This window comes from Bacillus sp. AM 13(2015) (assembly GCF_001518755.1).
Classification (GTDB): domain Bacteria; phylum Bacillota; class Bacilli; order Bacillales; family Bacillaceae; genus Bacillus; species Bacillus safensis.
Map to the genome: position 1 here is coordinate 35680 of NZ_LKCP01000032.1, position 22759 is coordinate 58438.

A 22759-nucleotide genomic window follows, 5' to 3' on the forward strand; every position below is an offset into this window, starting at 1 on the left:
GTGCTTTTTATGATCATTTGCCTGTAAAAAAGATCGCAAGCGTGCTAGGTCCTGAATGGGACCCCACAGCGGCGCCGATGATATGAATATCAATTTCTTTAGGATGAAATTCGTCTTCAATCAGTTGTTTCATGTCTTCGGCAAGTGCAGGATCATCACCATGACTAATGCCAACCGTTTGATTAGGCCAATCCGTTCCGCGTTCTTTCATTAGTTCAATAATGCGTTTCAGCAGCTTTTTACGTCCGCGGATTTTTTCTAGCGGGATGAGTTTTCCATCTTCGACATGTAAAATGGGTTTAATGCTTAACAAACCGCCCACAAATGCGGATGCTTTACTGATTCTTCCGCCTCTTGCTAAATACGTTAAATCGTCTACAGTAAAAATATGTTGTAAAGATTCACAAAAATGCTTTACAGACGTTTCAATTTCTTGTATTGTATTTCCGTCAATGGCAAGTGATTGAGCGTGTTTGACAGCAAGCCCATAGCCGAGTGAAGCGCATTTAGAATCAATGATTCGTAAATCAAAATCAGGGTATTCTTCCTTCACTTCGTTTGCCATCATCATAGCTGTCTGATATGTACCTGAAAGCTCTGATGAAAAAGCGACATAGATGGCAGATGTATGGGTTTGAGCGGCAGAAACAAAGGCTTCCTTGATCCGGTTTGGTGAAGCCTGTGACGTTTTTGGACTGGCTCCTTGTCTCATCGCATCAAATACTTGTTTTGGTTCAATGGTGATCAAATCCTCAAATTCCTGCTCGCCAAGCAACACGCGGAGCGGAATGAGTGTTATGTTATGTTCATCATAATAAGAAAGAGGCAGATCAGCAGCACTGTCTGCTATGATATGAACAGTCATATAAATCCCTTCTTTCTAAAAAATAAGCCATATTTTACATCTTTTTAGCCTAACTATATCATAGAAATCATCTTTTCGTGTTCAAATTCTAAATTTTAGGGAAAACCATAGAGAGAATGGTAAGTGGAGGAATGACAACATGTTCATTGGAGAAGCAAAAAAACTCATTGTCGTCGTTATTGGTGCATTACTCAATGCGATTGGACTGAATTTATTCTTAATCCCAGCTGACGTATATGCGAGCGGTTTTACAGGGGTAGCCCAGCTGCTATCCAGCTTAATCGATCAATATGCGCCATTTTATGTATCAACAGGGATTCTATTATTTATTTTAAACATTCCAGTCGGCATTTTAGGCTGGATGAAAGTTGGCCGTTCCTTTACTTTGTACAGCATCATCAGTGTTGCACTGACAACCATTTTCCTTGGCGTTTTACCAGAAACGAGTGTTTCCCATGATATTTTATTAAATGCTGTGTTTGGCGGTGTCATATCCGCAGTAGGGATTGGGATCACGCTCAAATACGGGGCATCGACAGGCGGACTCGACATCGTTGCTATGGTATTAGCAAAATGGAAAGACAAACCCGTTGGCACGTATTTCTTCATTTTAAATGGAATCATCATTTTTACAGCAGGATTATTACAAGGTTGGGAGAAAGCATTATATACGCTTGTCACATTATATGTGACCACAAGGGTCATTGATGCCATCCATACAAGACATGAGAAGCTGACCGCGATGATTGTGACGAAAAAAGCAGATGAAATCAAAGAAGCCATTTACGGAAAAATGGTCAGAGGTATTACGACTGTACCTGCAAAAGGCGCATTCACCAACGAGCAAAAGGAAATGATGGTGATCGTCATTACAAGGTATGAGTTGTATGAACTTGAACAAATTATTAAAGAAGTCGATCCAAAAGCCTTTACAAATATTGTACAGACAACCAATATTCTTGGATTTTTCAGACGAGATTAAAAGGTGGGTAGCAGATGAAAAAAGGGTTGGTACTTCTTCTCATTCTATTGTTTTTAGCCGCTTGTGGACAACAAAAAAAGGATGAACCAGACAAGGAGGTTTCCGGTCAAATGGGAGAAAAAACGGTTTTACTCACAGTAGACCCCGTCCAGAAAGGTTCTTCAGTTCAATTTAACATGTCACTGAAAAATGAATCAGATCGAGATATTGAATTTACCTTTAACACAAGCCAAAAATTCGAGCTCAGTGTGTATGACGAAAACGGGAACGAACAATATCGCTATTCGAAAGACCGTATGTTCACACAGGCCATCCAAACTTTTGTGCTGAAAAAAGGCGAGGCCTATGATTTTCAAGACACGTGGTCAAACGGTGTAAAGCCCGGAACATACGAAGCGGTTGTAACGTTTAAAGGAAAAGCAGAAGGGCTGAAACAAATCACGGAGAAGAAAACATTCCAAGTCAAATAAGCATGGGAATTAGAAAAAGCTGTCCATTAAATGGGACAGCTTTTTTATGTCAGAGATCATCAAGCAAGTCTTGGAAGGTATGCAGCTGGTTTCTTTCTGCATCTGTCGAATTGGCAAATGCAGAGGATACGGCATTTTTCGCTCGTTTGACTGCCTGTTGACGCTCTAACCCAGATGAAAATGAAGAAGTAAGAGCTTCTTCAGTAAATGATTTGGCTTGATCAAAAAGTTCGTTTCTCACAATGAACCTCCAGAAGCATCAGTCTTCATATTTCCTCTGTCTGACGCTTCTTCAAGTGTCGAACGGTAAGGAAAACGTGCATCATGAAGACTGACTGAATCTTTACCTTGTTGTATAAAGCGTTTCGATTTGCTTCTTTTACCCATTCGGAATCCGCCCCTTTACACAAGCTGACAGGACAACCTGTCTAACGGTAGTATGCCCGTTTCCATCTGCTATGTATGAATGGAAAAATTAAAGCGAGAAGTAATTCGTTAGAAACTTTGCAATCCCGTCTTGTTCATTCGTATCAGTGACTTCATTTGAAACACGTTTCACGGCATCAATTCCGTTGCCCATTGCCACACCGCATCCAGCAAATTCAAGCATTTCTAAATCGTTGTCTTCATCTCCGAATGCCACAATCCGCTCCTTAGGAACATCGTAATAATCACTGATCTTTTGCAATCCAACAGCTTTGTTCATGCCTGTTTTAATGATTTCAATCACGTGCCACGGGGCAGCCCAGCGTCTGTGATCAATCACTTCTGCATGAACATCTGATAAATAGCTTCGAATAGCTCCGACGTCCTCTTCTTTTGCATGAATTAACACGCTCGTCACATTCTCTCCAAGGTTGTCCCTTAGGTCCCCAACAGTGACTTTGTTTGCATTCATATTAAAGACATCAATGAGTTTTTCATCATGATAATGGAAATACAAATCGTCTAACACTTCAGCTAACACATTGTGCACTTTATACTCTTCACTAATGTCTACAAGCTGTTTGACCACTTGAAGATCAAGTGACGTATGAAATCTGCCCCATTTCTCATCAAGAGGATGATGGACAAACGCTCCGTTAAAATTCACAATTGGTGAATCAAGCTGTAATTGCTGATAATAAGGAGAGCTGGATCGAAATGGCCGGCCTGTTGATATACAGACGTGATGCCCGCTGTCTCTCACTTTTTGAATGACGTCAAGTGTGTGCGCAGAAATGGTTTTATCATCTTTTAATAATGTGCCATCCAGGTCAAGTGCGATTAGATAAGGTTTAGTCTCCATAAAATCTCCTTTGATCTGTAAGTGATAGGAGGCAATTCATGTTAGCGCCTCTTTCTATAGTGTATCTTTATCACATCTTTGTTGTCTACATGTTAAAATAAACAAAGACGGGAATGATAAAGGAGGATTCATAGGCTGTGATCACCATTGATGAGCAAATTACGCGCGATATTCCATTTTTACATATCGTAAAAGCTGAAAATAAAGACAAACCGCTGCCGCTTGTATTTTTTATTCACGGATTTACAAGTGCACGAGAGCATAATTTACACTTCGCCTTCCATCTGGCGGAAAAAGGCATGAGAGTCGTTTTGCCTGACTGTGCTTATCATGGTGTAAGATCAGAAAACCTCAGCTTAGAGGAACTGGCATCAAAGTTCTGGGAAATTGTCCTGAACGAAATTCGTGAAATCGATATACTCAAAACATACTTTCAAGAAAAACAATTGATTGAAGCCGATTTGATAGGCGTTGCAGGTACTTCCATGGGCGGCATCACCACCTTTGGTGCACTTGCCAAGCATGATTGGATCAAAGCCGCTGTCAGTCTGATGGGGAGTCCGAACTATACGACGTTTCTAAAAGCACAGATCATGGACATGCGTCACAAAGGGTTGATGAAAGACATTACAGACGAAGAGGTTCATCTGCAATTAGACGCCCTGCGCCCATATGATTTAACGCTGCAAACGGATCGATTAAACAAAAGACCGCTGTTATTCTGGCATGCAGAAAATGATCCTGTAGTCCCGTACAGGCACGCAAAATCCCTATACGATGAGTTAGCTTCCACACAATATAAGCAGGATCCGCACCTGATTCGCTTTATCACTGATGGACAAGCTGGCCATAAGGTCTCAAGACAAGCGATGTTTGAAACGATTGACTGGTTTGTGACTCATCTGAAAAGCACAAACGTTTAGTCATAAGAAAAAGTACGTTATACTAATGGAAAAAGGAGTGGATATCATGGATGAAGCATTGAAAGAAAATATTTTAGGCGCCCTAGAACAGGTGATTGACCCTGAGCTGAATGTCGACATCGTCAACCTTGGACTTGTCTATGATGTCGATCTTGATGAGAATGGAAAAGCGGATATCACCATGACCTTAACATCAATGGGTTGTCCTCTTGCACCAATTATCGTGGATGAAGTCAAAAAAGCATTAAGTGATCTTCCAGAAGTAAAAGAAACAGAAGTTCACATCGTATGGAATCCGCCTTGGACACGAGACAAAATGTCAAGATACGCAAAAATCGCGCTCGGTATTCAATAAGCACAAAATGAAAAATGCCTGGTATGAGATAAACTCATGCCAGGTTTTTTTATGAAAAATTAAGGTGGAGGAAGAGAATGGCTTGATATAATGGATGTAATTTTATAGAACGGAGTACCTATCATGAAACGAAAATGGCTATGGGTCGTTCTTTTGATCGTATATGCTACTGCATTTTTTGTATCAATCACTATACGAGAAGGCCAAACACACAAAAAACAGGATCTTGAGGCTTTTACTGATGTTAGTCATCTCATGCCTGTCAAAATCAAAAAAGTTGTTCAAGGGAAAGAAATAGACACGTTAAAAGAAGTATTGAAAGAAGCAAAAGCAAAACACCTGCCGATTTCTATTGCCGGTAAACAGCATAGTATGGGCGGCCACACATATTATGAAAACGGCATCGTGCTCGATATGACGGAATTCCGCCAGATTTTAGCGTTTGATCCTAAAAAGAAAACGATTCGGGTTCAAAGCGGCGCTACATGGGATGATATACAAAAATATGTGAATCCATATGGTCTTGCTGTGAAGGTAATGCAATCGCAGAATATCTTTACAATTGGCGGATCTTTAAGTGCAAATGCACATGGACGTGACATTCGTTACGGGTCACTCATTGACACAGTTCGTTCCTTCAGGCTGTTAAAAGCAGATGGTGAGATCGTCACAGTAAAGCCAGGCGATGATTTATTTACTGCCGTCATTGGGGGATACGGTTTATTCGGCGTCATTTTAGATGTGGAGCTTTCTTTAACAAAAGATGAACTATATAAAATGGAGACAACCTCTCTGGGTTACGATGAGTATACGGATTATTTTCAAAAGCATGTCAAACACAATAAAGAAGTACGCATGCATCTTGCCAGAATCTCAACAGCGAAAACAAACTTTTTGAAAGAGATGTATGTGACGAATTATTCACTCACTTCACAACAAGGGATTGAATCATATCAAGAGCTGAAAGAAGACCAACTCGTCATGCCTTTGAAATTTATGCTCGGCCTTTCAAGAAGATTTGATATGGGAAAAGATCTGCTCTGGAATTTGCAAAAAAAGTATTTCTTAAGTCAAAATGATCAGCTGATCACAAGAAACAATGTGATGCGTTCTGACTCTGCCTTTTTAGAATATGAAAATGAATCCGACACAGATGTGCTGCAGGAATATTTCGTCCCAGTTGACCGTTTTCGTGCGTACATTGATGACATGAGATCCTTTTTACAACAAGAAGATTTGAATCTAATGAATATCACAATACGCTATGTTCAAAAAAATGAAAAAGCGGATCTTTCATATGCGAAACAAGATATGTTTGCACTTGTGCTTTTAGTGAATTACGGGTTCGAAAAAGAAGAGAAGGCGGAAGCCGAGCGAATCATTCGAAAAATGACAGATATCACGCTGCAGCACGATGGAAGCTATTACTTACCGTATATGCCTTATCAAACGAAAGCGCAAATGAAGCGGGCGTATCCTAAAACCGATGTATTCTTCCAAAAGAAAAAACAAGCAGATCCAGATGGCACGTTCACCAACTACTTTTATGAGAGGTACAATACACAATGAATGCAAAAGCAATGAAATGGTTCGTCTATTCACAAAGTCTGCTGTTTTTCGCCAGCAGTTTGATTTTCCCTTTTTACATTCTTTTTATTAAAAATGTAGGGTCAAGCTATTCACAGTTTGGTCTTGCCTACGGCCTGTTTGGTTTAAGCGGAGCATTTATTCATTTACTCTTAGGGAAACTGCCCGAAACCACCGACAGGCGGCTCTTTTTAATCATTCATTCGTTCGGTATGGCGTTTCTTTTGCTGCTTTTTCCGCATATAACAGAAGTGGAGCAAGTGTATATGATTCAGCTGGCACTTGGTGCGCTAGGCGGCTTTCAAAAGCACGGAGAGAAACTGCTCGTCACTGATCTGACAACAGAGAACAAAAGAATGAAAGAAGTCGGTCACTATCATTTTTGGACAGCCCTTTTTTCATCCATCGCCATTATGCTTGGAGGCCTGTTCGCTGATTTCTTTACCGTTTACTTCATTTTTTATGCAAGCTCTATATTATATTTATGCAGTGCGCTCATGGTCATCTATATCAAAAACGAAAGATAAATCCGCATGTCTCATGAAGATATGCGGTTTTTTTGTTGAAAAAAAATGAAAACAAATATTAAATATACAATTGAATTAATTTTTATACATGTTATAATGTTAAATAATTTCACAAAGATCAAGAGGGTGTATTGACGTTGAAAATAGGTATTATAGGTGCTACAGGGTACGGTGGTGCGGAATTGGTTCGTATCTTCAAGCATCACCCGCATGTGGAGGAATGTATATTGTATTCATCAAGTGGTGATGGGCAATCATACAGTCAATCTTATCCACATCTAACAACGATTACTGACCAAACATTAAAAGCCATTGATCCGGCTGCTATTGTGCAAGAGACAGATGCTGTGTTTTTAGCGACACCAGCAGGCGTATCAAGTGAACTGACGCCAAAGCTTATGAATCAAGGAGTGCCGATCATTGATTTATCAGGTGATTTGCGCATTCAAGATGGAGACACCTATGAAGCTTGGTATAAACGAAGGGCAGCGGATGAAGCATCTGTTCAACAAGCGGTGTACGGTTTATCCGAACTGAATCGTGACAAAATTCAACAGGCTGAAGTGATTGCCAATCCGGGCTGCTTTCCTACCGCAGTTCTTCTCGGTTTAGCACCGCTCATCAAACAGAATGTCATCGATGAATCTATGATTATAATAGATGCAAAAACAGGGGTGTCCGGTGCCGGACGATCTGCCTCACTTGGAACGCATTTTTCAGAACTAAACGATAACTTTAAAATTTATAAGGTGAATGAGCATCAGCATACGCCAGAAATAGAGCAAATATTAAGAGAATGGAATCAAGAGACGGCGAACGTCACATTTTCTACGCATCTTGTCCCGATGACAAGAGGGATTATGGCGACGATGTATACACAATTAAAAACCGATGTCACAAAAGAAGAATTGATGAAGCGAATGAAAGGCTTTTATGAAGATTCCTATTTTGTCAGAGTGAGAGATCACGGCGTTTATCCACAAACGAAAGAAGTATACGGCAGTAACTTCTGTGACATTGGCTTTCATTTAGATGAGCGAACAGGAAGACTTACAATCGTGTCGGTCATAGACAATCTCATGAAAGGCGCGGCCGGCCAAGCGGTACAAAACTTCAACATCATCAAAGGCTTACATGAAGAGGCGGGCCTCACAATGACACCTCTTTATCCATAAGAGAACAGGGGAGACAACAAACATGATCGAATTGAATGAAAAAAGCATTGTCAAAATAGACGGTGACGTATCATCACCAAAAGGCTTTGAAGCGAAGGGGATTCACATTGGCTTGCGCTATTCAAAAAAAGACCTTGGCCTCATCGTCAGCGAAGTACCAGCAGCAAGTGCAGCGGTCTACACACAAAGTCACTTTCAAGCTGCGCCTCTCAAAGTCACACAACAAAGCTTAAAAAAGACAGGACAATTAAAAGGTGTCATTGTCAATAGTGCCATCGCCAATGCATGTACTGGTGAGCAGGGATTAAAAGATGCATACGACATGCAGGCAGCCTGTGCAGATATGTTAGGTGTAGCACCTGATTACATTGCTGTTTCTTCTACTGGTGTCATTGGGGAATGTCTGGAGATGGATAAAATCAAAAAGGGCATCGCCGAGTTAAAAGAAGCAAAAGCCGAAAAAGGCCATTTTGAAGAAGCGATCTTAACGACAGATACTGTCATTAAAAATACAACATACACCCTTACGATAGACGGAAAAGAGATCATCATTTCAGGCGCAGCAAAAGGCTCTGGCATGATTCACCCGAACATGGCGACAATGCTTGGCTTTGTCACAACAGATGCAAATGTTGAACAGGAAGCCTTACAGCAAGCGCTTCGTGACATTACGGATGTGACCTTTAATCAAATTACCGTCGATGGAGAAACGTCGACAAACGATATGGTGCTCGTGATGGCAAATGGCATGGCAGAAAACGATGTACTCAATGAAGAGCATCCAGAATGGCCATTGTTTAAAGAAGGATTAAAACTAGCTTGTGAGGATTTAGCCAAAGAGATTGCGAGAGACGGAGAAGGTGCAACCAAATTAATTGAAGCGAAAGTCGCTGGTGCTAAAAATAACTTGGAAGCCGGCATCATTGCGAAAAAAATCGTTGGTTCAAGTCTTGTCAAAACCGCCGTATATGGTACGGATGCTAACTGGGGTCGAATCGTTGGAGCTATTGGTCATAGCGCAGCTTCCGTCACTCCGGAAGAGGTAGAAGTTTATTTAGGCGGACAATGTTTATTCAAACACAATGAACCGCAGCCATTCTCAGAAGAGGAAGCAAAAGCATATCTAGAGCAGGATGAGATTACGATTTTCATTCAAATGAGTGAGGGAAATGGTGAAGCAGCAGCTTGGGGCTGTGATCTCACCTATGATTATGTGAAAATTAACGCGAGCTATCGCACATAAAGAAGGAGATAGACATGGATAAAACGATCGTGTTCAAGTGTGGAGGCAGTGTCATTCGAGAACTTTCAGATACCTTTTATGAGAATGTCCGCTCACTTCAAGCTGCTGGATTTAAGCTGGCTATCGTGCATGGCGGAGGACCTGAAATCACCGACATGCTGCAAAAATTAGAAGTGAAAACAGAATTTGTTGACGGTCAGCGTAAAACAACGAAGCCTGTGTTAGAGGTAGCCGAAATGGTTCTCTCGGGAACAGTCAATAAATACTTTGTGTCAGAGCTCGCAAAGCATGATATATCATCTGTCGGCGTATCCGGTAAAGATGGGCAGATGCTTGTCGCCGATTTCCTTGATCAAGATGTTTACGGGTACGTTGGCGAAATCAAAGAAGTTCATCCAGAAATGGCAGAAGCACTCATGGAGAAACAATTCATTCCTGTAATTGCGCCGCTGTCTATGACGGAAGAATGCCAAACCTTAAATGTGAATGCTGATTTAGCAGCATCAGCTGTCGCCGGAGCCATGAAAGCTGATAAGCTCATGTTTGTCACAGATGTTGAAGGCATTTTAAAAAATGGTGAACTATTAGATGTCGTCACCGAACAAGAAGCCCTTTCACTCATTGATGAAGGCATTATTTCCGGGGGAATGATTCCAAAAGTACAATCAGCTTTGAGTGCTTTATCAGGTGATGTGGATGAAGTGATGATCGTAAATGGCAAAGGCAGTATCTTTACAGGAGAAACCTTTAAAGGCACAAGAATCGTAAAACAAAAGGAGGCGGTCCTGTGAGTCATCTTTTTCAAAACTATGGACGGTGGAATGTTGAGATTAAAGAGGCAGCAGGTTCTTGGGCAGTCGATACAAATGGAAAAAAATATTTAGACTTTATCCAAGGCATTGCAGTAACAAATTTAGGCCACAATCACCCAAAGGTCAATCAAGCCATTAAGGAACAGCTTGATCACGTCTGGCATGTGTCGAATCTATTTGAAAATGGACTGCAAGAAAAAGCAGCAGAAAAGCTGGCAGCAAACAGTTCAGGGGATCTCGTATTTTTCTGCAATAGCGGAGCTGAGGCAAATGAAGGTGCCATTAAATTAGCACGTAAAGCGACAGGGAAAACAAATATCATCACATTTTTGCACTCTTTCCATGGGCGCACGTATGCTGGTATGGCTGCCACAGGTCAAGATAAAATCAAAACTGGCTTTGGTCCTATGCTAGAAGGCTTTCACTATGTACCGTTTAATGATCCAGACGCTATGTCAGCCTGTGCAGTCGATGATGTGGCAGCGGTGATGCTGGAGGTTGTGCAAGGTGAAGGTGGAGTGAATCCAGCGACACCAGAATTTCTAGAAGCAGTTCAAGCATTTTGTGAAAAGCATGAAGCACTGCTGATTGTAGATGAAATTCAAACGGGCATTGGTCGTACAGGAACAGCATTTGCGTACGAAGAGACGTGTCTTGATCCTGATATTATCTCTGCAGCAAAAGGGTTAGGAAACGGCTTTCCAGTTGGTGCAGTTATAGGGAAAAAAGCTCTAGGAGATGCATTCTCCCCAGGTTCACATGGTACAACATTTGGTGGAAATATGCTTGCCATGGCCGCTGTGAATGCGACACTCGATGTAATTTTCCAAGAAGAGTTTCTTTCAGAAGTGAAAGAAAAGGGTAATTACTTGTTAGAAAAGCTGCAAAATGTCAAACAGCTGAATATTGTAAAAGAAGTGCGGGGAAAAGGATTGATGGCAGGTATTGAATGTGATCAGCCAGTCGGTGACTATATCTCAGCTCTTAGAGAACAAGGGTTGCTGGTGCTTCCAGCTGGTCCCAATGTCATTCGTTTATTACCTCCGCTGAATGTGAAGAAAGCAGAGCTGGATCAAGCGATCGAAGCAATTGTTCAAGTATTAGCCAATAAAACAGTTTCGGTGTAAATTTTTTTACAAAGAAACGTATAAAAATACATTTATATCATTAATTATTCAATTTTGGGGTGACATAAGCATGAAGGGTTATTTAAATTTAGAAGATGGAGCCTCTTTTGAAGGAGATCTGACAGGAGAAGCTGGCATCACAGGTGAAGTGGTCTTTTTTACAGGTATGACAGGTTATCAAGAGGTGCTCACAGATCCTTCCTATAAAGGTCAGATCATTGTTTTCACATATCCGCTGATCGGAAATTACGGCATTAATCATGAAGACTTTGAGAGCAAAAAACCTCAAGTAAAAGCGGTGGTTGTTTACGAGGCAGCAGAGCATTTTTCACATCATCTTGCAGCGGTCAGCTTAAAAGATTATTTACAAAAGTGGAATATCCCGCTTCTGACACATACAGATACGCGCGCAGTCGTGCAAAACATCCGGGCAAATGGAACGATGAACGCTGTGCTTAGTGTAGACGAAAACGAAACGCCGCCTGCAATGAAACAAGACAATGTCGTCGCACAGGTGACAGATAGCGAGATCTACACACAAGGCAGCGGTGAGGAACATGTGGCGCTCATTGATTTTGGCTTTAAAAAATCAATTGCAGATTCGCTTGCAGCGCGCGGCTGTAAAGTAACTGTCATTCCATATAAACAAATGGAAAAGGTGTTTGAGATCAAACCTGATGCCATCCTGCTGTCAAACGGACCTGGGGATCCGAAAACCATGACACCGTATTTAAAAACGATTCATGACATCATGATGACATTTCCGACACTTGGAATCTGCTTAGGTCACCAATTAATCGCTCTTGCACTTGGCGGAGATACGTATAAGCTGCCATTTGGCCACAGGGGAGCGAATCATCCTGTACAGGATACAGAATCCAAACGTGTCTTTATGACAAGTCAGAACCACAGCTATGTGGTGAATGAAAAAAGCATGAATGACAAAGAAGTGGATGTGAAATTCCTTCATGTCAATGATGGATCTGTAGAAGGGTTCATTCATAAAGAAAAGCTGATTATGTCAGTTCAATTTCATCCAGAAGCACACCCAGGGCCTGCTGAAAGTGAATGGGTATTCGATGATTTTATTGAGAAAGTGAAACAAGCAAGGAGAGAAGTCGCACATGCCTAAAGATCAAAGCATACAAACCATTCTAGTCATCGGGTCTGGTCCAATCATCATTGGTCAGGCAGCAGAATTTGATTACTCAGGAACACAAGGATGTATGGCCTTAAAAGAAGAAGGCTACAAAGTCATCTTAGTGAATAATAACCCAGCAACCATTATGACAGACGAGTCATTTGCTGATGAAATCTATTTTGAACCGCTTTCAGTTGATTCATTGACAAGAATCATTGAAAAGGAAAAACCAGATGGTCTTTTAGCCAACCTTGGCGGACAGACGGCTTTAAACCTTGCTGTCGAGCTAGAAAAAGCCGGTGTGCTGAAAAAGCATGGGGTAACTCTGCTCGGAACGTCAGTTGAAACAATTGAAAACGGTGAAGATCGAGAGAAATTCCGTGCTCTCATGAAGCATTTGAACGAACCTGTGCCAGATAGTGAAATTGTGGATAATGCGGAAGATGCCCTTCAATTTGCAAAAGAAGTCGGCTTCCCAGTCATCCTAAGACCAGCATACACACTTGGCGGTAAAGGCGGCGGAATCGCTCTAACAGAAGAGGCATTTAAGCCGCTCATTGAAGGAGCTCTTTTAGCGAGTCCGATTCACCAGTGTTTAGTTGAAAAAAGCATAGCTGGCTTTAAAGAAGTCGAATATGAGGTCATGAGAGACCGTCAAAATACGTGTATCACGGTATGCAACATGGAAAATATTGATCCAGTTGGTGTGCATACAGGAGACTCAATTGTCGTTGCACCTTCCCAGACATTAACGGATCAGGATTATCAAATGCTCCGTTCAGCGAGCCTGAAAATCATTTCAGCGCTGGATGTAGTCGGCGGCTGCAACATCCAATTTGCCCTTGATCCACTCAGTAAAGAATACTTTGTCATTGAGGTGAATCCTCGGGTCAGCCGTTCATCCGCTCTTGCATCAAAAGCAACAGGCTACCCGATTGCGAAAATGGCAGCTAAGCTTGCGGTGGGGTATACGCTAGACGAATTGAAAAACCCGCTTACAGGCACAACCTATGCTAGTTTTGAGCCGGCACTCGATTATGTTGTCGTGAAATTCCCGCGCTGGCCATTTGATAAATTTAAACAGGCAGACCGTCAATTAGGCACAAAAATGAAGGCCACTGGCGAAGTCATGGCGATTGACCGAAATTTAGAATCAGCCATCCAAAAAGCAGTTGCATCACTTGAAATTAAAACGAAGGGCTTCCACCTGCCAGAACTGAAAGACCAAACGACAGAACAATTATTTGAACTCATCAAAACACCAGACGATCGCCGGTTTTTCGCTGTTATGGAGCTTCTTTCAAGACTAGAAACGGTTGAAACGATTCATCAAACGACGAAAATCGATCGATTCTTCTTACATGTGTTCCAGAATATGATTACGCTCGAGCAAGAATTGAAAGATCATAAGGGGACGCTATCAAAAGATACCTTGAAAAAGGTAAAAGAAAAAGGCTTCCTTGATGAAACGATTGCTCTTCTTACGGGTCAAACGGAAGAGTCAATCAGGCAGCTCCGTCAAGAGTACGGGATTGCTGCTTCATTTAAAATTGTCGACACATGTGCGGCGGAATTTGATGCAAAAACGAATTACTTCTATTCCACCTACTTTGGAAAAAGTGATGGTGAGCATCAAGAAAAAACAAAGCAGCGTGCTCTTATCATTGGCTCAGGTCCGATTCGAATCGGGCAGGGGGTCGAATTTGATTATAGTGCCGTTCATGGCGTTCTTACCTTGCAAAAGCTTGGATTTGAAACCATCATGATGAACAACAATCCAGAAACAGTCAGTACTGATTATGAGATTGCAGATCGTTTATATTTTGAGCCGATTACATTAGAGCACATCCTAAACGTTGTGGAAGCAGAACAAATTGATTTTGTCATTGTCCAATTTGGCGGACAGACTGCGATCAACGTCGCAGAAGGCTTAGAAAAAGCCGGTGTCACGTTGTTAGGTACGTCCTTTGCTACGCTGGATGCACTTGAAGACCGTGATTTATTCTATCAGCTTCTTGATGAACTGAACCTTCCTCACGCAAAAGGAGATACGGCTCATTCAAAAGAAGAAGCACTCGTACATGCGAAAAGCATCGGTTACCCTGTATTAATTCGCCCATCGTATGTCATTGGCGGAATGGGAATGATCGTTGTTCAGTCAGAAGCACATTTGGCGTCACTGCTGGATCAGCCAGATCATTTACCATACCCAATCTTAATTGATGAGTATGTCACTGGAAAAGAAGTTGAAGTGGATCTTATTTCTGACGGAAAAACAGCCTTCATTCCAACGATCGTAGAACATATTGAGAAAGCGGGCGTGCACTCAGGTGACAGCTTTGCCATTTTACCAAGCATCTCGATCAGTGAAGATATCAAACAGCAGGTGCATACCGCGTCTGAACAAATAGCGAAGAAATTAGCGTTCAAGGGCATTATGAATATCCAATTTGTCATCAAAGGTGATCAGGCGCTTGTATTAGAGGTGAATCCGCGGGCAAGCCGGACCGTTCCAGTCGTCAGTAAGGTAATGGGCATTGATATGATCCCAATGGCCACTCAATTATTAGCTGGTGCGGCGCTTGAAGAGCTAAACCCTGTAACGAAAAACAAAGGGGGGACAGCGGTCAAATTCCCAGTGTTCTCATCCCATGCCATTCAAGATATCGACCTCAAGCTGACACCTGAAATGAAAGCGACAGGAGAAGGAATGTGTGTAGGCAAGAACGCCGAAAGTGCCTTGAAAAAAGTGTTTGCACCGATCTGGAAGAAAAAAGGAAGCCTCTTTATACAAGGCAGTGAGCAATTGATCGATGAAGCGAAACATGCAGGCTTTGACGTCTGGACTGGCAGCTTTGAATCCTGGCTGCAGAATGAAGATAAATCCCTTCATATTCATTTAGGAGAAGATGAAGAGGCAAAAGAGCAGCGTGTAAAAGCACTCACACACGGCGTTCAAGTTCTAACTGAATATGAAACAGTTCAAGCATTCCTGCAAGGGAAAAATGGAGATGTATCACCAGTATCACTCCATGAATTATATAAAAAGGAAGTGACGGCATGAGTCAAATCGACGTGCAACCGGCATTATACGGAAAAGACTTTTTATCGTTAAAAGATTTCTCAATCCATGAGATTGCTTATTTAATTGAAAAAGCGGAAGAAATGAAACAAAATCCATATCAAGATTTATTCAAAGGGAAAACGTTAGCAATGATTTTTGAAAAATCTTCGACTAGAACCCGTGTCTCGTTTGAAGCGGGGATGACGCAGCTAGGAGGACATGCGCTCTTCCTCAGCTCAAATGATTTGCAAATTGGCAGAGGGGAAACCATCAGTGATACAGCGCAGGTGCTGTCTGGCTATGTCAACGGTATTATGATTCGAACCTTTGAGCATGAGAAGGTTGAAGAGCTTGCACAATACGCGTCTATTCCAGTCATTAATGGATTAACGGACTACTCACATCCATGTCAGGCACTTGCTGATTTATTAACGATTAAAGAAACAAAAGGCACGTTAAAAGGAATCAAAGTCGCCTATATCGGTGACGGAAATAACGTGGCGCACTCCTTGATGGTCGGCTGTGCGCAGCTAGGATGTGACATTGCGGTTGCATCACCAAAAGGCTATGAACCACTTCAAGAAGTAACAGACACTGCCCGTGAGTTTGCGAAACAATCAGGTGCAGAAGTGACCGTGACGACAGATCCTGTCGTAGCTGTAAAAGATGCAGATGTTATTTATTCAGATGTGTTTACAAGCATGGGCCAGGAAGCAGAAACAGAGAAACGTCTTGCTGAATTTAAAGAATATCAAATCAATGACGAACTGATAAGTCATGCGGCAAAGGACTATATTTTCCTTCATTGTCTCCCGGCACATCGAGGTGAAGAAGTGACGGCAGATATTATTGACGGGCCGCACTCAAAAGTATTTCAGCAGGCAGAAAACCGCCTGCATGTGCAAAAAGCGTTAATGAAAGAACTTATGTATCAACCATCCAAATAAATCAAAGTGTCCCTGACTCGTATGAGCAGGGACTTTTTGCATAGTGGATTGGAGAGGCAAGGGACGGGACATAATAACATCAATCGAGAAAGGAGGATGAAAATGGGTCAGCAGCATCAATTTAAATCAGGGAATAAAGCACCAAATAATGGTGTGTATATCGAGATCGGTGAAACTGGCAGTATGGTGAAAGATCCTTTAAAGATTAAGCTTAAAGCAGGCGATGTCTTTCCTGATAACTCGAACCATAATCGTGTTTGGACTTACCAAAGAAAGCCGTAAGCAATTGACTAAGAGTCATAAGGAATAAGTCTTTAGAGGCATGTGTCATGCCTCTTTTTTCTTTATAATAAAAAGCAATTAAGTTCCAATTTTCAAATAAATAGTGTGGAAATTAAACTAAAATGTGTAATTGGAAAATATTGTTGAAAGGATTTGTGTGATGGAAAAGATGAATCTCAGTGAAAGTGTTTGGAATAAACGCTTCACCTCATTATTCATATCAAGACTCATTAAAAACACAGGGGAAAGTTTTGCTTTTACATCCGTCCTTTGGCTATTGATTTTAAGAGGGGATGGAGCGCTCGGTACAGGACTTCTTCTAGCAGTAACTGTTCTCCCTTCATCTTTGTTAGCCCCAATATTAGGACCTCTTATGAAAAAGCATCATTTGTCTAAATGGATGTTCGCTTCAGATGTTGTTCGAGCAACAATTGTACTCATTATTCCACTTCTGCACTTTTCGCATCTATTGCCTCTATGGTTATTGATCTCATTAATGGTTATTCAATCGGCAACAGGTGCAGCATATAATCCAGCTTCGGTGGCCATCTTACCGCAGATTGTTCCAAAGCATCTCATTCAAAAAGCAAATGCGATCCTGCAATCTTCTTTTGAGATTGTTGCACTTGCAGCAGTCATGGTGGCTGGTCTTTTGGTTAAATTAATTGGACCTGCTGATACCCTGCTGATCACCACTGCTTTATTTGTTATTTCTGGTCTGTTTATTATCGGGGTTAAACTGAAGAAAACGGATGAAGAAAAAGCAGCAGGCATTAAACAAGCGAAGAATACATATTTGTATAACTTAAAAAGAGGGTTTCTCGTTGTCAAAAACCATCACATTTTATTTGCACTCACACTGTATTGTATCTTAATGAATGTCGCAGCAGCTCCGTGGCAGGCGCTCTCAGCGGTATACGTAGCAGAAGCGCTGCAAAGCGACTCCATGGTGTATTCCATTTTAAGAGGCGTTGCTGCAGTGGGCGCGTTTATGATGGGCTTTGCTCTAGCGAAGGTCAAAATTAAGAGATTTGGTTTGTTCTTTATTGTCGCTGGCATGATTGAAGGGGCTGCGTTCTTTATTACAGGGATGAGTACATGGCTGCCGGTCGTTCTGCTTGCTTCCTTTATTTTTGGAGCTGCTGTCAGTGCGATCAATGTACCGGAAATGGTCATTATTCAAACGTCTGTTGACCAAGAGGATCAGCCGCAAGTATATGCTGTGATCAATGCGTCATCAAATGTCTTTCTCCCGCTTGCAGCTGTCGTATCAGGCGTTCTGGCAGAAAGATTTGGAGCGGGACCTGTCATTGCTGGCGGAGGAATCCTTGAAATTTTATCAGGTATCGCGATCTTCCTGTTTACAGGGCTTGCGAAAAGCCATTTGACAGCGGACAAACAAAAGTCCGAAACCGTCGAGGTGTGAACAATAAAAACCCCCTGTATGTTATAGACAGGGGGTTTTAGCATGCCGCTTTTCAATCACGTAGAAAAAAAGAAAAAGAGCTAAACATCATTTTAGCTCTTTTTCACAAATCGTTTTCTTGCATATTAAGAGTGTTTTGTTGAACTTTCCGTTTCTTTCATTGGACTTACTTCAGCAAAGATGAATAAAATAACCGTAAACACAACTGCAAGAATGGAAGTGAGCGTAAAATCATAAGCAGCTCCATTCATAGAGGCAACGATGTAACCAGCCATATGTGTCAGCAGAAAAGTCCAAATGAGGGTGATAATATAATGCATAATCCCACCGTCCTTTATGTAACAATCTATTGATTATCATACCATAGATGCAAGTGAAGGGAAAAGACTGTTTTCCGCCTTTATGTGACCATTTTTAGACCTTCTGCTATAAAAATAAAAAGAATTCTTCTGTCTTTAGGGGATTTCCTTATTCCTACAAGAGTTGTTGTTCATATCATAGAAAGCAGAATCACTGAAAGGAGGCTGGCCATATGGGTGTAAGCGAACGTTTTTTCCAGCTTGGTTCCCAGTGGAACATCATTCACCTTCCTCAAAAACCAAATGGCTTTGGCATTCTAATCCTCGGTGACCGAAATCACTTTGTGCAGGAAAATACATCATTCTGGATTCAGCATTATGGAAGAAACCAGCTTTTAACTGCCTTAAAGGATGAAGGATATACATTGTTTAATAGTCAACTTCATGGGAATCACTGGGGATGCGAAGATGCTGTTTTTAGTGCCAAGCAGCTCGTGCATCACACATTAAAACAAGAAATATTAAACCGGGAAATTCATGTGCTCGCAGAGGGAATGGGCGCACTTGTTGCCATGAGCCTTGCTGAGGAGATGCCTGAAGTGTTAAGGTCCATTGCGATGATGAATCCATGTCTGAATCTGGATGCACAACGAGAAAGAGAAAAGGAACACAAATTCTTTTACAAGCAGCTGATCAAAGAGTTAGCAGAGAGCTATGGCTGTTCTGAAAAGGAAGCTGAAACGTATCCACTGCCTTCTTGCCCTGTTCATTCTGCTCATGTGCCGATTCATATATGGCAAAGACTAAACGGTGCACCTTATGCATATGAACTTCACGCAAAACCTTTTATTGATCAGCATATGAAAAATCCAGAACATTGTCAGATCGATCTCACACTGCATATGTTTGATCATCCGAGAAGAATCTTTCAATCCATTCACAAGTTTTATAAATCGCATGAAAGAGAATTGTGATGAATAGGATGATAACAGCCCTTCATAGAAAGGGCTCTTCTTTTTATTCGATCTTAAAAAAGGGGACATGAACATGGAAACAGGACTGATCATAGGGGCAGATGAGTTTTTTGGCCTGACACTTTGTGAATATATGATGAAAGAGGGCATTCAAGTGGATATCACGCGTCCTCATGATCTTAAAGAAGAACAAAAAGGATTGTTAGAAGAGCGGATGATGTGGCTGGGCAGAAATGATCTCGTTCGTGTCATTGACCTTCAGGATAGCAAAGACACGTATGACCTCATTTTTATTCAATCAGAGGAACCGCATAACAGGCAGGAAGACATCAAAGCAAAGCATGGCATGTACCGGATTCTTTTTGATAAACCTGAAAACGAATCAGCAAAACAGAATGTACCGGCAGTTATTCTTCCTCACATGTTCGGACCATGGACACTCAATGAAGATCAAACAAAGCGTGCAGATTCATTTTTTGTAGAAGATGTAGCGAAGAACTTGTTACAATGGGCATCAGACACAGGTCAAAGACAGGACATGACGTATGAATTGAAGGTAGAAAGCGAAACAGATGACAAAAAAGCAGAAGATATGATAGCTGAATGGAAAAGACAAAACTCAACATTTTTCGACAAAAAGCAAGAATGATCTTCCATCTTATCTTTTTTCAGTATAAAATAAACCTATATTTAACATACAGGTTCATCACTGCATGTTGCAAAAGGGAGTTGAACATGGCATGAAGTACCAGCGGCTTGTCATGATCTTTTCGTTCCTTCTTCTATTATCTGCCTGCTCGCAGGCGCCTTTAAAAGGAAAAATTGAGAAGGTGGGTTTACTCGTCCCCGATACGATCAATGATCAAGTTTGGGGAACGAAAGGTTATAAAGGCTTATTAAGTATCCAATCAACATTTGGTGTAGATGTTTATTATAAGGAAGGAATGGTCGACAAGGAGAAAATCGTTGATGCCATTGAAGAATTCCATAAAAAAGGAGTCAATTTGATTATTGGCCATGGCAATGAATACAGTGAAATTTTCAACTTGATCAGTGAAGATTATCCAAACATACAATTTATTACGGTCAATGGAAACAAGCCTCAGGCGGACAATGTCACAAACGTGACGTTTAAAGGTGAAGCGATGGGCTTTTTCGGAGGCATGACAGCTGCACATATGTCTAAAACAAAAAAGATTGGTATTCTTGCTACATATGATTGGCAAAGTGAGGTAGACGGCTTTATCAAAGGGGCAAAATATCAAGATGAACATGTACAAGTTTTAGCAGAGTTTGTCGAAAACTGGGATGATGCTGACAAAGCTGTGGAGCTCTATCAAAAATTAAAAAAGCAGGGCGTAGATGTTGTGTATCCCGCAGGTGATGGTTATAATATCCCTGTCATTGAACAAATCAAAGCCGATAATTTATCAGCGATCGGGTACGTGACCGATCAATCCAACCTTGGAAGTCATACGGTTTTAACGAGCACTGTCCAGCATGTTGATAAAGCGTACAGCATCATTGCAAAGAAATTTAATGAAGGCAAGCTAAATGAACAAGGTGAGTACTCCTTTGATTTTAAAGAAGGAGTGATCGAGATGGGGAAATTTAGCACCACCATTGACGACGCTTTTGTGAAAGACATTGAAAGTGATATTGCGTCTTACAAAAAAACTGGCAAACTGCCAAATGAAAAGTGAGGAGACGACGATCATGCAGCACGAAAAATCGATGCAATTTTTACAAATTGCCATGAAGTATTTTCCGCAGGCAAAGGAAGAGTTAGATAAAGCAGGGATTCAGCTTGAGCCTGAAGCGCTTCAGCCGCTGCTAACATTATTTACATCTGTCATGCAGGAAGCATATGAGCTTGGAAAAGCAGATGCAGAATCAGAAAAAGCCACAGAATAGTGGCTTTTTTTTATGATAATTTTTTCTTGAAGGCACTAATCATAGGACCAACATCTTTAAACACGGGCTTCAGCTCATCGATGGAGTTCATAATGTTCCCAATTTGATTCATGACATGCATGTAGTCAATTGAGTCATCACTTGAAGATGTCTCCGCACGTTCCTCCTTTGCCTCTGACTTACTTTTTTCCTTTTCAATCGGCTGTCCAAACATCATTGCTGAGAAAATATCTTTTTGCGCCATATCACATGTTCCTTTCTACTATTGGTATATATCATTAATCTATGAAAAAAGTGAGAGGAAAGGTTAGACGTTTGTATTGCCAAGAAGAAAAAAATAAGGTAAAATTAGTACCAGATACTAATATAAGATCACAATATCACATGCTCGTATGAGTAAAAGGAGTCTTATTCAATGAATGCTGGAATTATTGGCCTTGGCCGCTATATACCTGAAAAAGTATTAACAAATCATGATTTAGAAAAAATGGTTGAAACTTCTGACGAGTGGATTCGTACTAGAACAGGTATAGAAGAAAGAAGAATTGCATCTGATGATGTCAATACATCTCATATGGCGCTTGCTGCTGCAAAAAAAGCATTAGCTGACGCAGATGTGGCTGCAGAAGATATCGATATGATTCTTGTGGCAACAGTCACGCCAGATCAAGCATTTCCGACAGTCGCTTGTATGATTCAAGAGCAGCTCGGTGCACATAAAGCATGTGCAATGGATATTAGCGCTGCGTGTGCTGGCTTTATGTATGGGCTTGTTACTGGAAAACAATTTATCGAATCGGGAACATACAAACACGTGCTTGTCGTCGGTGTTGAAAAACTTTCTCGCATTACCGACTGGGATGACCGCAATACAGCTGTTTTGTTTGGAGATGGAGCTGGAGCTGCTGTGCTGGGAGAAGTCAGCGAAGGCAAAGGAATTCTATCATTTGAACTCGGAGCAGATGGAAGCGGCGGGAAGCACTTGTACTTAGATGAAAAAGATCATACAATCATGAATGGACGAGAAGTATTTAAATTTGCTGTAAGACAAATGGGCGAGTCAAGTGTAAACGTCATTGAAAAAGCTGGGCTATCTAAAGAAGACGTTGACTTCTTGATTCCGCATCAAGCAAACATTCGCATTATGGAAGCAGCACGCGAACGCTTAGAGCTGCCAGTTGAAAAAATGTCGAAAACAGTCCATAAATATGGAAACACGTCAGCAGCATCCATTCCAATTTCACTATGTGAAGAAATCGAAGCCGGAAAAATTCATGACGGCGATGTGATTGTAATGGTTGGTTTTGGCGGCGGATTAACTTGGGGCGCAATCGCTATGCGATGGGGCCGATAAAAGA

At 41.4% G+C, this 22759-nt stretch carries 26 protein-coding genes; 20 read left to right on the plus strand and 6 right to left on the minus strand.

The features are described from left to right. Window positions 1-13 precede the first annotated feature (13 nt). Window positions 14-865, minus strand: coding sequence for a DegV family protein (locus tag AOQ70_RS03900; RefSeq protein ID WP_039177737.1), 852 nt, complete (start codon window positions 863-865; stop codon window positions 14-16). Between the two features lie 139 nt (window positions 866-1004). Here AOQ70_RS03900 and AOQ70_RS03905 point away from each other — a divergent pair, with 139 nt between their 5' ends. Both AOQ70_RS03905 and AOQ70_RS03910 read left to right on the plus strand, forming a co-directional pair. Next, the gene (locus AOQ70_RS03905; protein WP_039177740.1) at window positions 1005-1847 is read left to right on the plus strand and encodes a YitT family protein; all 843 of its coding nucleotides are present in this window, start codon (window positions 1005-1007) and stop codon (window positions 1845-1847) included. Window positions 1848-1861: 14 nt separating this feature from the next. Further along, window positions 1862-2317, plus strand: a complete 456-nt coding sequence (locus AOQ70_RS03910; protein ID WP_059374917.1) for a BsuPI-related putative proteinase inhibitor — start codon at window positions 1862-1864, stop codon at window positions 2315-2317. A 49-nt stretch (window positions 2318-2366) separates the two neighbouring features. On the opposite strand, the gene AOQ70_RS03915 is transcribed toward AOQ70_RS03910, so the two are convergent. The 3 genes from AOQ70_RS03915 to AOQ70_RS03925 all read right to left on the minus strand — a co-directional run bounded on the left by AOQ70_RS03915 (window position 2367) and on the right by AOQ70_RS03925 (window position 3605). Next, window positions 2367-2558: a DUF3813 domain-containing protein gene (locus tag AOQ70_RS03915; protein ID WP_024425070.1), complete on the minus strand. Its 192-nt coding sequence runs from the start codon at window positions 2556-2558 to the stop codon at window positions 2367-2369. Next, a complete protein-coding gene (locus tag AOQ70_RS03920; RefSeq protein ID WP_024425069.1) occupies window positions 2555-2704 on the minus strand; it encodes a hypothetical protein in 150 nt (49 codons plus the stop codon). Before AOQ70_RS03920 ends, AOQ70_RS03915 begins: the two co-directional genes overlap by 4 nt. An 88-nt stretch (window positions 2705-2792) precedes the next feature. Next, entirely contained in the window at window positions 2793-3605 is an 813-nt protein-coding gene (locus AOQ70_RS03925; RefSeq protein WP_059374919.1) for a Cof-type HAD-IIB family hydrolase, read from the minus strand. Between the two features lie 137 nt (window positions 3606-3742). Here AOQ70_RS03925 and AOQ70_RS03930 point away from each other — a divergent pair, with 137 nt between their 5' ends. The 13 genes from AOQ70_RS03930 to AOQ70_RS03990 all read left to right on the plus strand — a co-directional run bounded on the left by AOQ70_RS03930 (window position 3743) and on the right by AOQ70_RS03990 (window position 18214). Beyond that, on the plus strand, window positions 3743-4528 hold the full coding sequence (locus AOQ70_RS03930) for a prolyl oligopeptidase family serine peptidase (RefSeq protein WP_059374920.1): 786 nt from the start codon (window positions 3743-3745) through the stop codon (window positions 4526-4528). Window positions 4529-4574: 46 nt separating this feature from the next. Beyond that, on the plus strand, window positions 4575-4883 hold the full coding sequence (locus AOQ70_RS03935) for a metal-sulfur cluster assembly factor (RefSeq protein ID WP_024425066.1): 309 nt from the start codon (window positions 4575-4577) through the stop codon (window positions 4881-4883). A gap of 123 nt (window positions 4884-5006) precedes the next feature. Beyond that, complete coding sequence (locus AOQ70_RS03940; RefSeq protein WP_059374921.1) at window positions 5007-6452, plus strand: FAD-binding oxidoreductase; 1446 nt, start codon at window positions 5007-5009, stop codon at window positions 6450-6452. Beyond that, window positions 6449-6997 (plus strand): MFS transporter, encoded by a 549-nt coding sequence (locus tag AOQ70_RS03945; protein ID WP_039177758.1) that lies wholly within the window; start codon window positions 6449-6451, stop codon window positions 6995-6997. Before AOQ70_RS03940 ends, AOQ70_RS03945 begins: the two co-directional genes overlap by 4 nt. A gap of 137 nt (window positions 6998-7134) precedes the next feature. After that, the gene (gene argC, locus AOQ70_RS03950; protein WP_059374922.1) at window positions 7135-8172 is read left to right on the plus strand and encodes an N-acetyl-gamma-glutamyl-phosphate reductase; all 1038 of its coding nucleotides are present in this window, start codon (window positions 7135-7137) and stop codon (window positions 8170-8172) included. A 22-nt stretch (window positions 8173-8194) separates the two neighbouring features. Further along, window positions 8195-9415 (plus strand): bifunctional ornithine acetyltransferase/N-acetylglutamate synthase, encoded by a 1221-nt coding sequence (gene argJ, locus AOQ70_RS03955; protein WP_039177764.1) that lies wholly within the window; start codon window positions 8195-8197, stop codon window positions 9413-9415. Between the two features lie 14 nt (window positions 9416-9429). Then, complete coding sequence (gene argB / locus AOQ70_RS03960; RefSeq protein WP_041089795.1) at window positions 9430-10206, plus strand: acetylglutamate kinase; 777 nt, start codon at window positions 9430-9432, stop codon at window positions 10204-10206. Then, entirely contained in the window at window positions 10203-11354 is a 1152-nt protein-coding gene (locus tag AOQ70_RS03965; protein ID WP_059374924.1) for an acetylornithine transaminase, read from the plus strand. Before argB ends, AOQ70_RS03965 begins: the two co-directional genes overlap by 4 nt. A gap of 70 nt (window positions 11355-11424) precedes the next feature. Then, window positions 11425-12486 (plus strand): carbamoyl phosphate synthase small subunit, encoded by a 1062-nt coding sequence (locus AOQ70_RS03970; RefSeq protein WP_039177774.1) that lies wholly within the window; start codon window positions 11425-11427, stop codon window positions 12484-12486. After that, entirely contained in the window at window positions 12479-15559 is a 3081-nt protein-coding gene (locus tag AOQ70_RS03975; protein WP_059374925.1) for a carbamoyl phosphate synthase large subunit, read from the plus strand. Before AOQ70_RS03970 ends, AOQ70_RS03975 begins: the two co-directional genes overlap by 8 nt. Then, window positions 15556-16506, plus strand: a complete 951-nt coding sequence (gene argF / locus AOQ70_RS03980) for an ornithine carbamoyltransferase (protein ID WP_059374926.1) — start codon at window positions 15556-15558, stop codon at window positions 16504-16506. The genes AOQ70_RS03975 and argF overlap by 4 nt, the downstream gene beginning before the upstream one ends. A gap of 102 nt (window positions 16507-16608) precedes the next feature. Next, complete coding sequence (locus tag AOQ70_RS03985) at window positions 16609-16788, plus strand: YjzC family protein (protein ID WP_008348517.1); 180 nt, start codon at window positions 16609-16611, stop codon at window positions 16786-16788. 160 nt (window positions 16789-16948) lie between these two features. After that, window positions 16949-18214, plus strand: coding sequence for an MFS transporter (locus tag AOQ70_RS03990; protein ID WP_024426491.1), 1266 nt, complete (start codon window positions 16949-16951; stop codon window positions 18212-18214). Window positions 18215-18339: 125 nt separating this feature from the next. Here the strand turns inward: AOQ70_RS03990 and AOQ70_RS03995 are convergent, their stop codons facing one another. Next, a complete protein-coding gene (locus tag AOQ70_RS03995; RefSeq protein WP_003211779.1) occupies window positions 18340-18534 on the minus strand; it encodes a YjzD family protein in 195 nt (64 codons plus the stop codon). Between the two features lie 212 nt (window positions 18535-18746). Between AOQ70_RS03995 and AOQ70_RS04000 the strand changes: the two genes are divergently transcribed. From AOQ70_RS04000 to AOQ70_RS04015, 4 genes are all read left to right on the plus strand, one after another. After that, the gene (locus AOQ70_RS04000; protein WP_059374927.1) at window positions 18747-19487 is read left to right on the plus strand and encodes a hypothetical protein; all 741 of its coding nucleotides are present in this window, start codon (window positions 18747-18749) and stop codon (window positions 19485-19487) included. Between the two features lie 73 nt (window positions 19488-19560). Next, the gene (locus tag AOQ70_RS04005) at window positions 19561-20136 is read left to right on the plus strand and encodes a hypothetical protein (protein ID WP_059374928.1); all 576 of its coding nucleotides are present in this window, start codon (window positions 19561-19563) and stop codon (window positions 20134-20136) included. A gap of 91 nt (window positions 20137-20227) precedes the next feature. Further along, window positions 20228-21190 (plus strand): BMP family ABC transporter substrate-binding protein, encoded by a 963-nt coding sequence (locus tag AOQ70_RS04010; protein ID WP_058838840.1) that lies wholly within the window; start codon window positions 20228-20230, stop codon window positions 21188-21190. Window positions 21191-21203: 13 nt separating this feature from the next. Next, complete coding sequence (locus tag AOQ70_RS04015; RefSeq protein ID WP_059374930.1) at window positions 21204-21401, plus strand: ComZ family protein; 198 nt, start codon at window positions 21204-21206, stop codon at window positions 21399-21401. 10 nt (window positions 21402-21411) lie between these two features. Here AOQ70_RS04015 and AOQ70_RS04020 read toward each other — a convergent pair whose 3' ends face one another. Further along, window positions 21412-21645 carry a hypothetical protein gene (locus AOQ70_RS04020; RefSeq protein ID WP_039177793.1) on the minus strand — a complete coding sequence of 78 codons (234 nt, stop codon included), beginning with the start codon at window positions 21643-21645 and terminating at the stop codon, window positions 21412-21414. Between the two features lie 171 nt (window positions 21646-21816). Here AOQ70_RS04020 and AOQ70_RS04025 point away from each other — a divergent pair, with 171 nt between their 5' ends. Then, window positions 21817-22755, plus strand: coding sequence for a beta-ketoacyl-ACP synthase III (locus AOQ70_RS04025; protein WP_024425052.1), 939 nt, complete (start codon window positions 21817-21819; stop codon window positions 22753-22755). Window positions 22756-22759 lie beyond the last annotated feature (4 nt).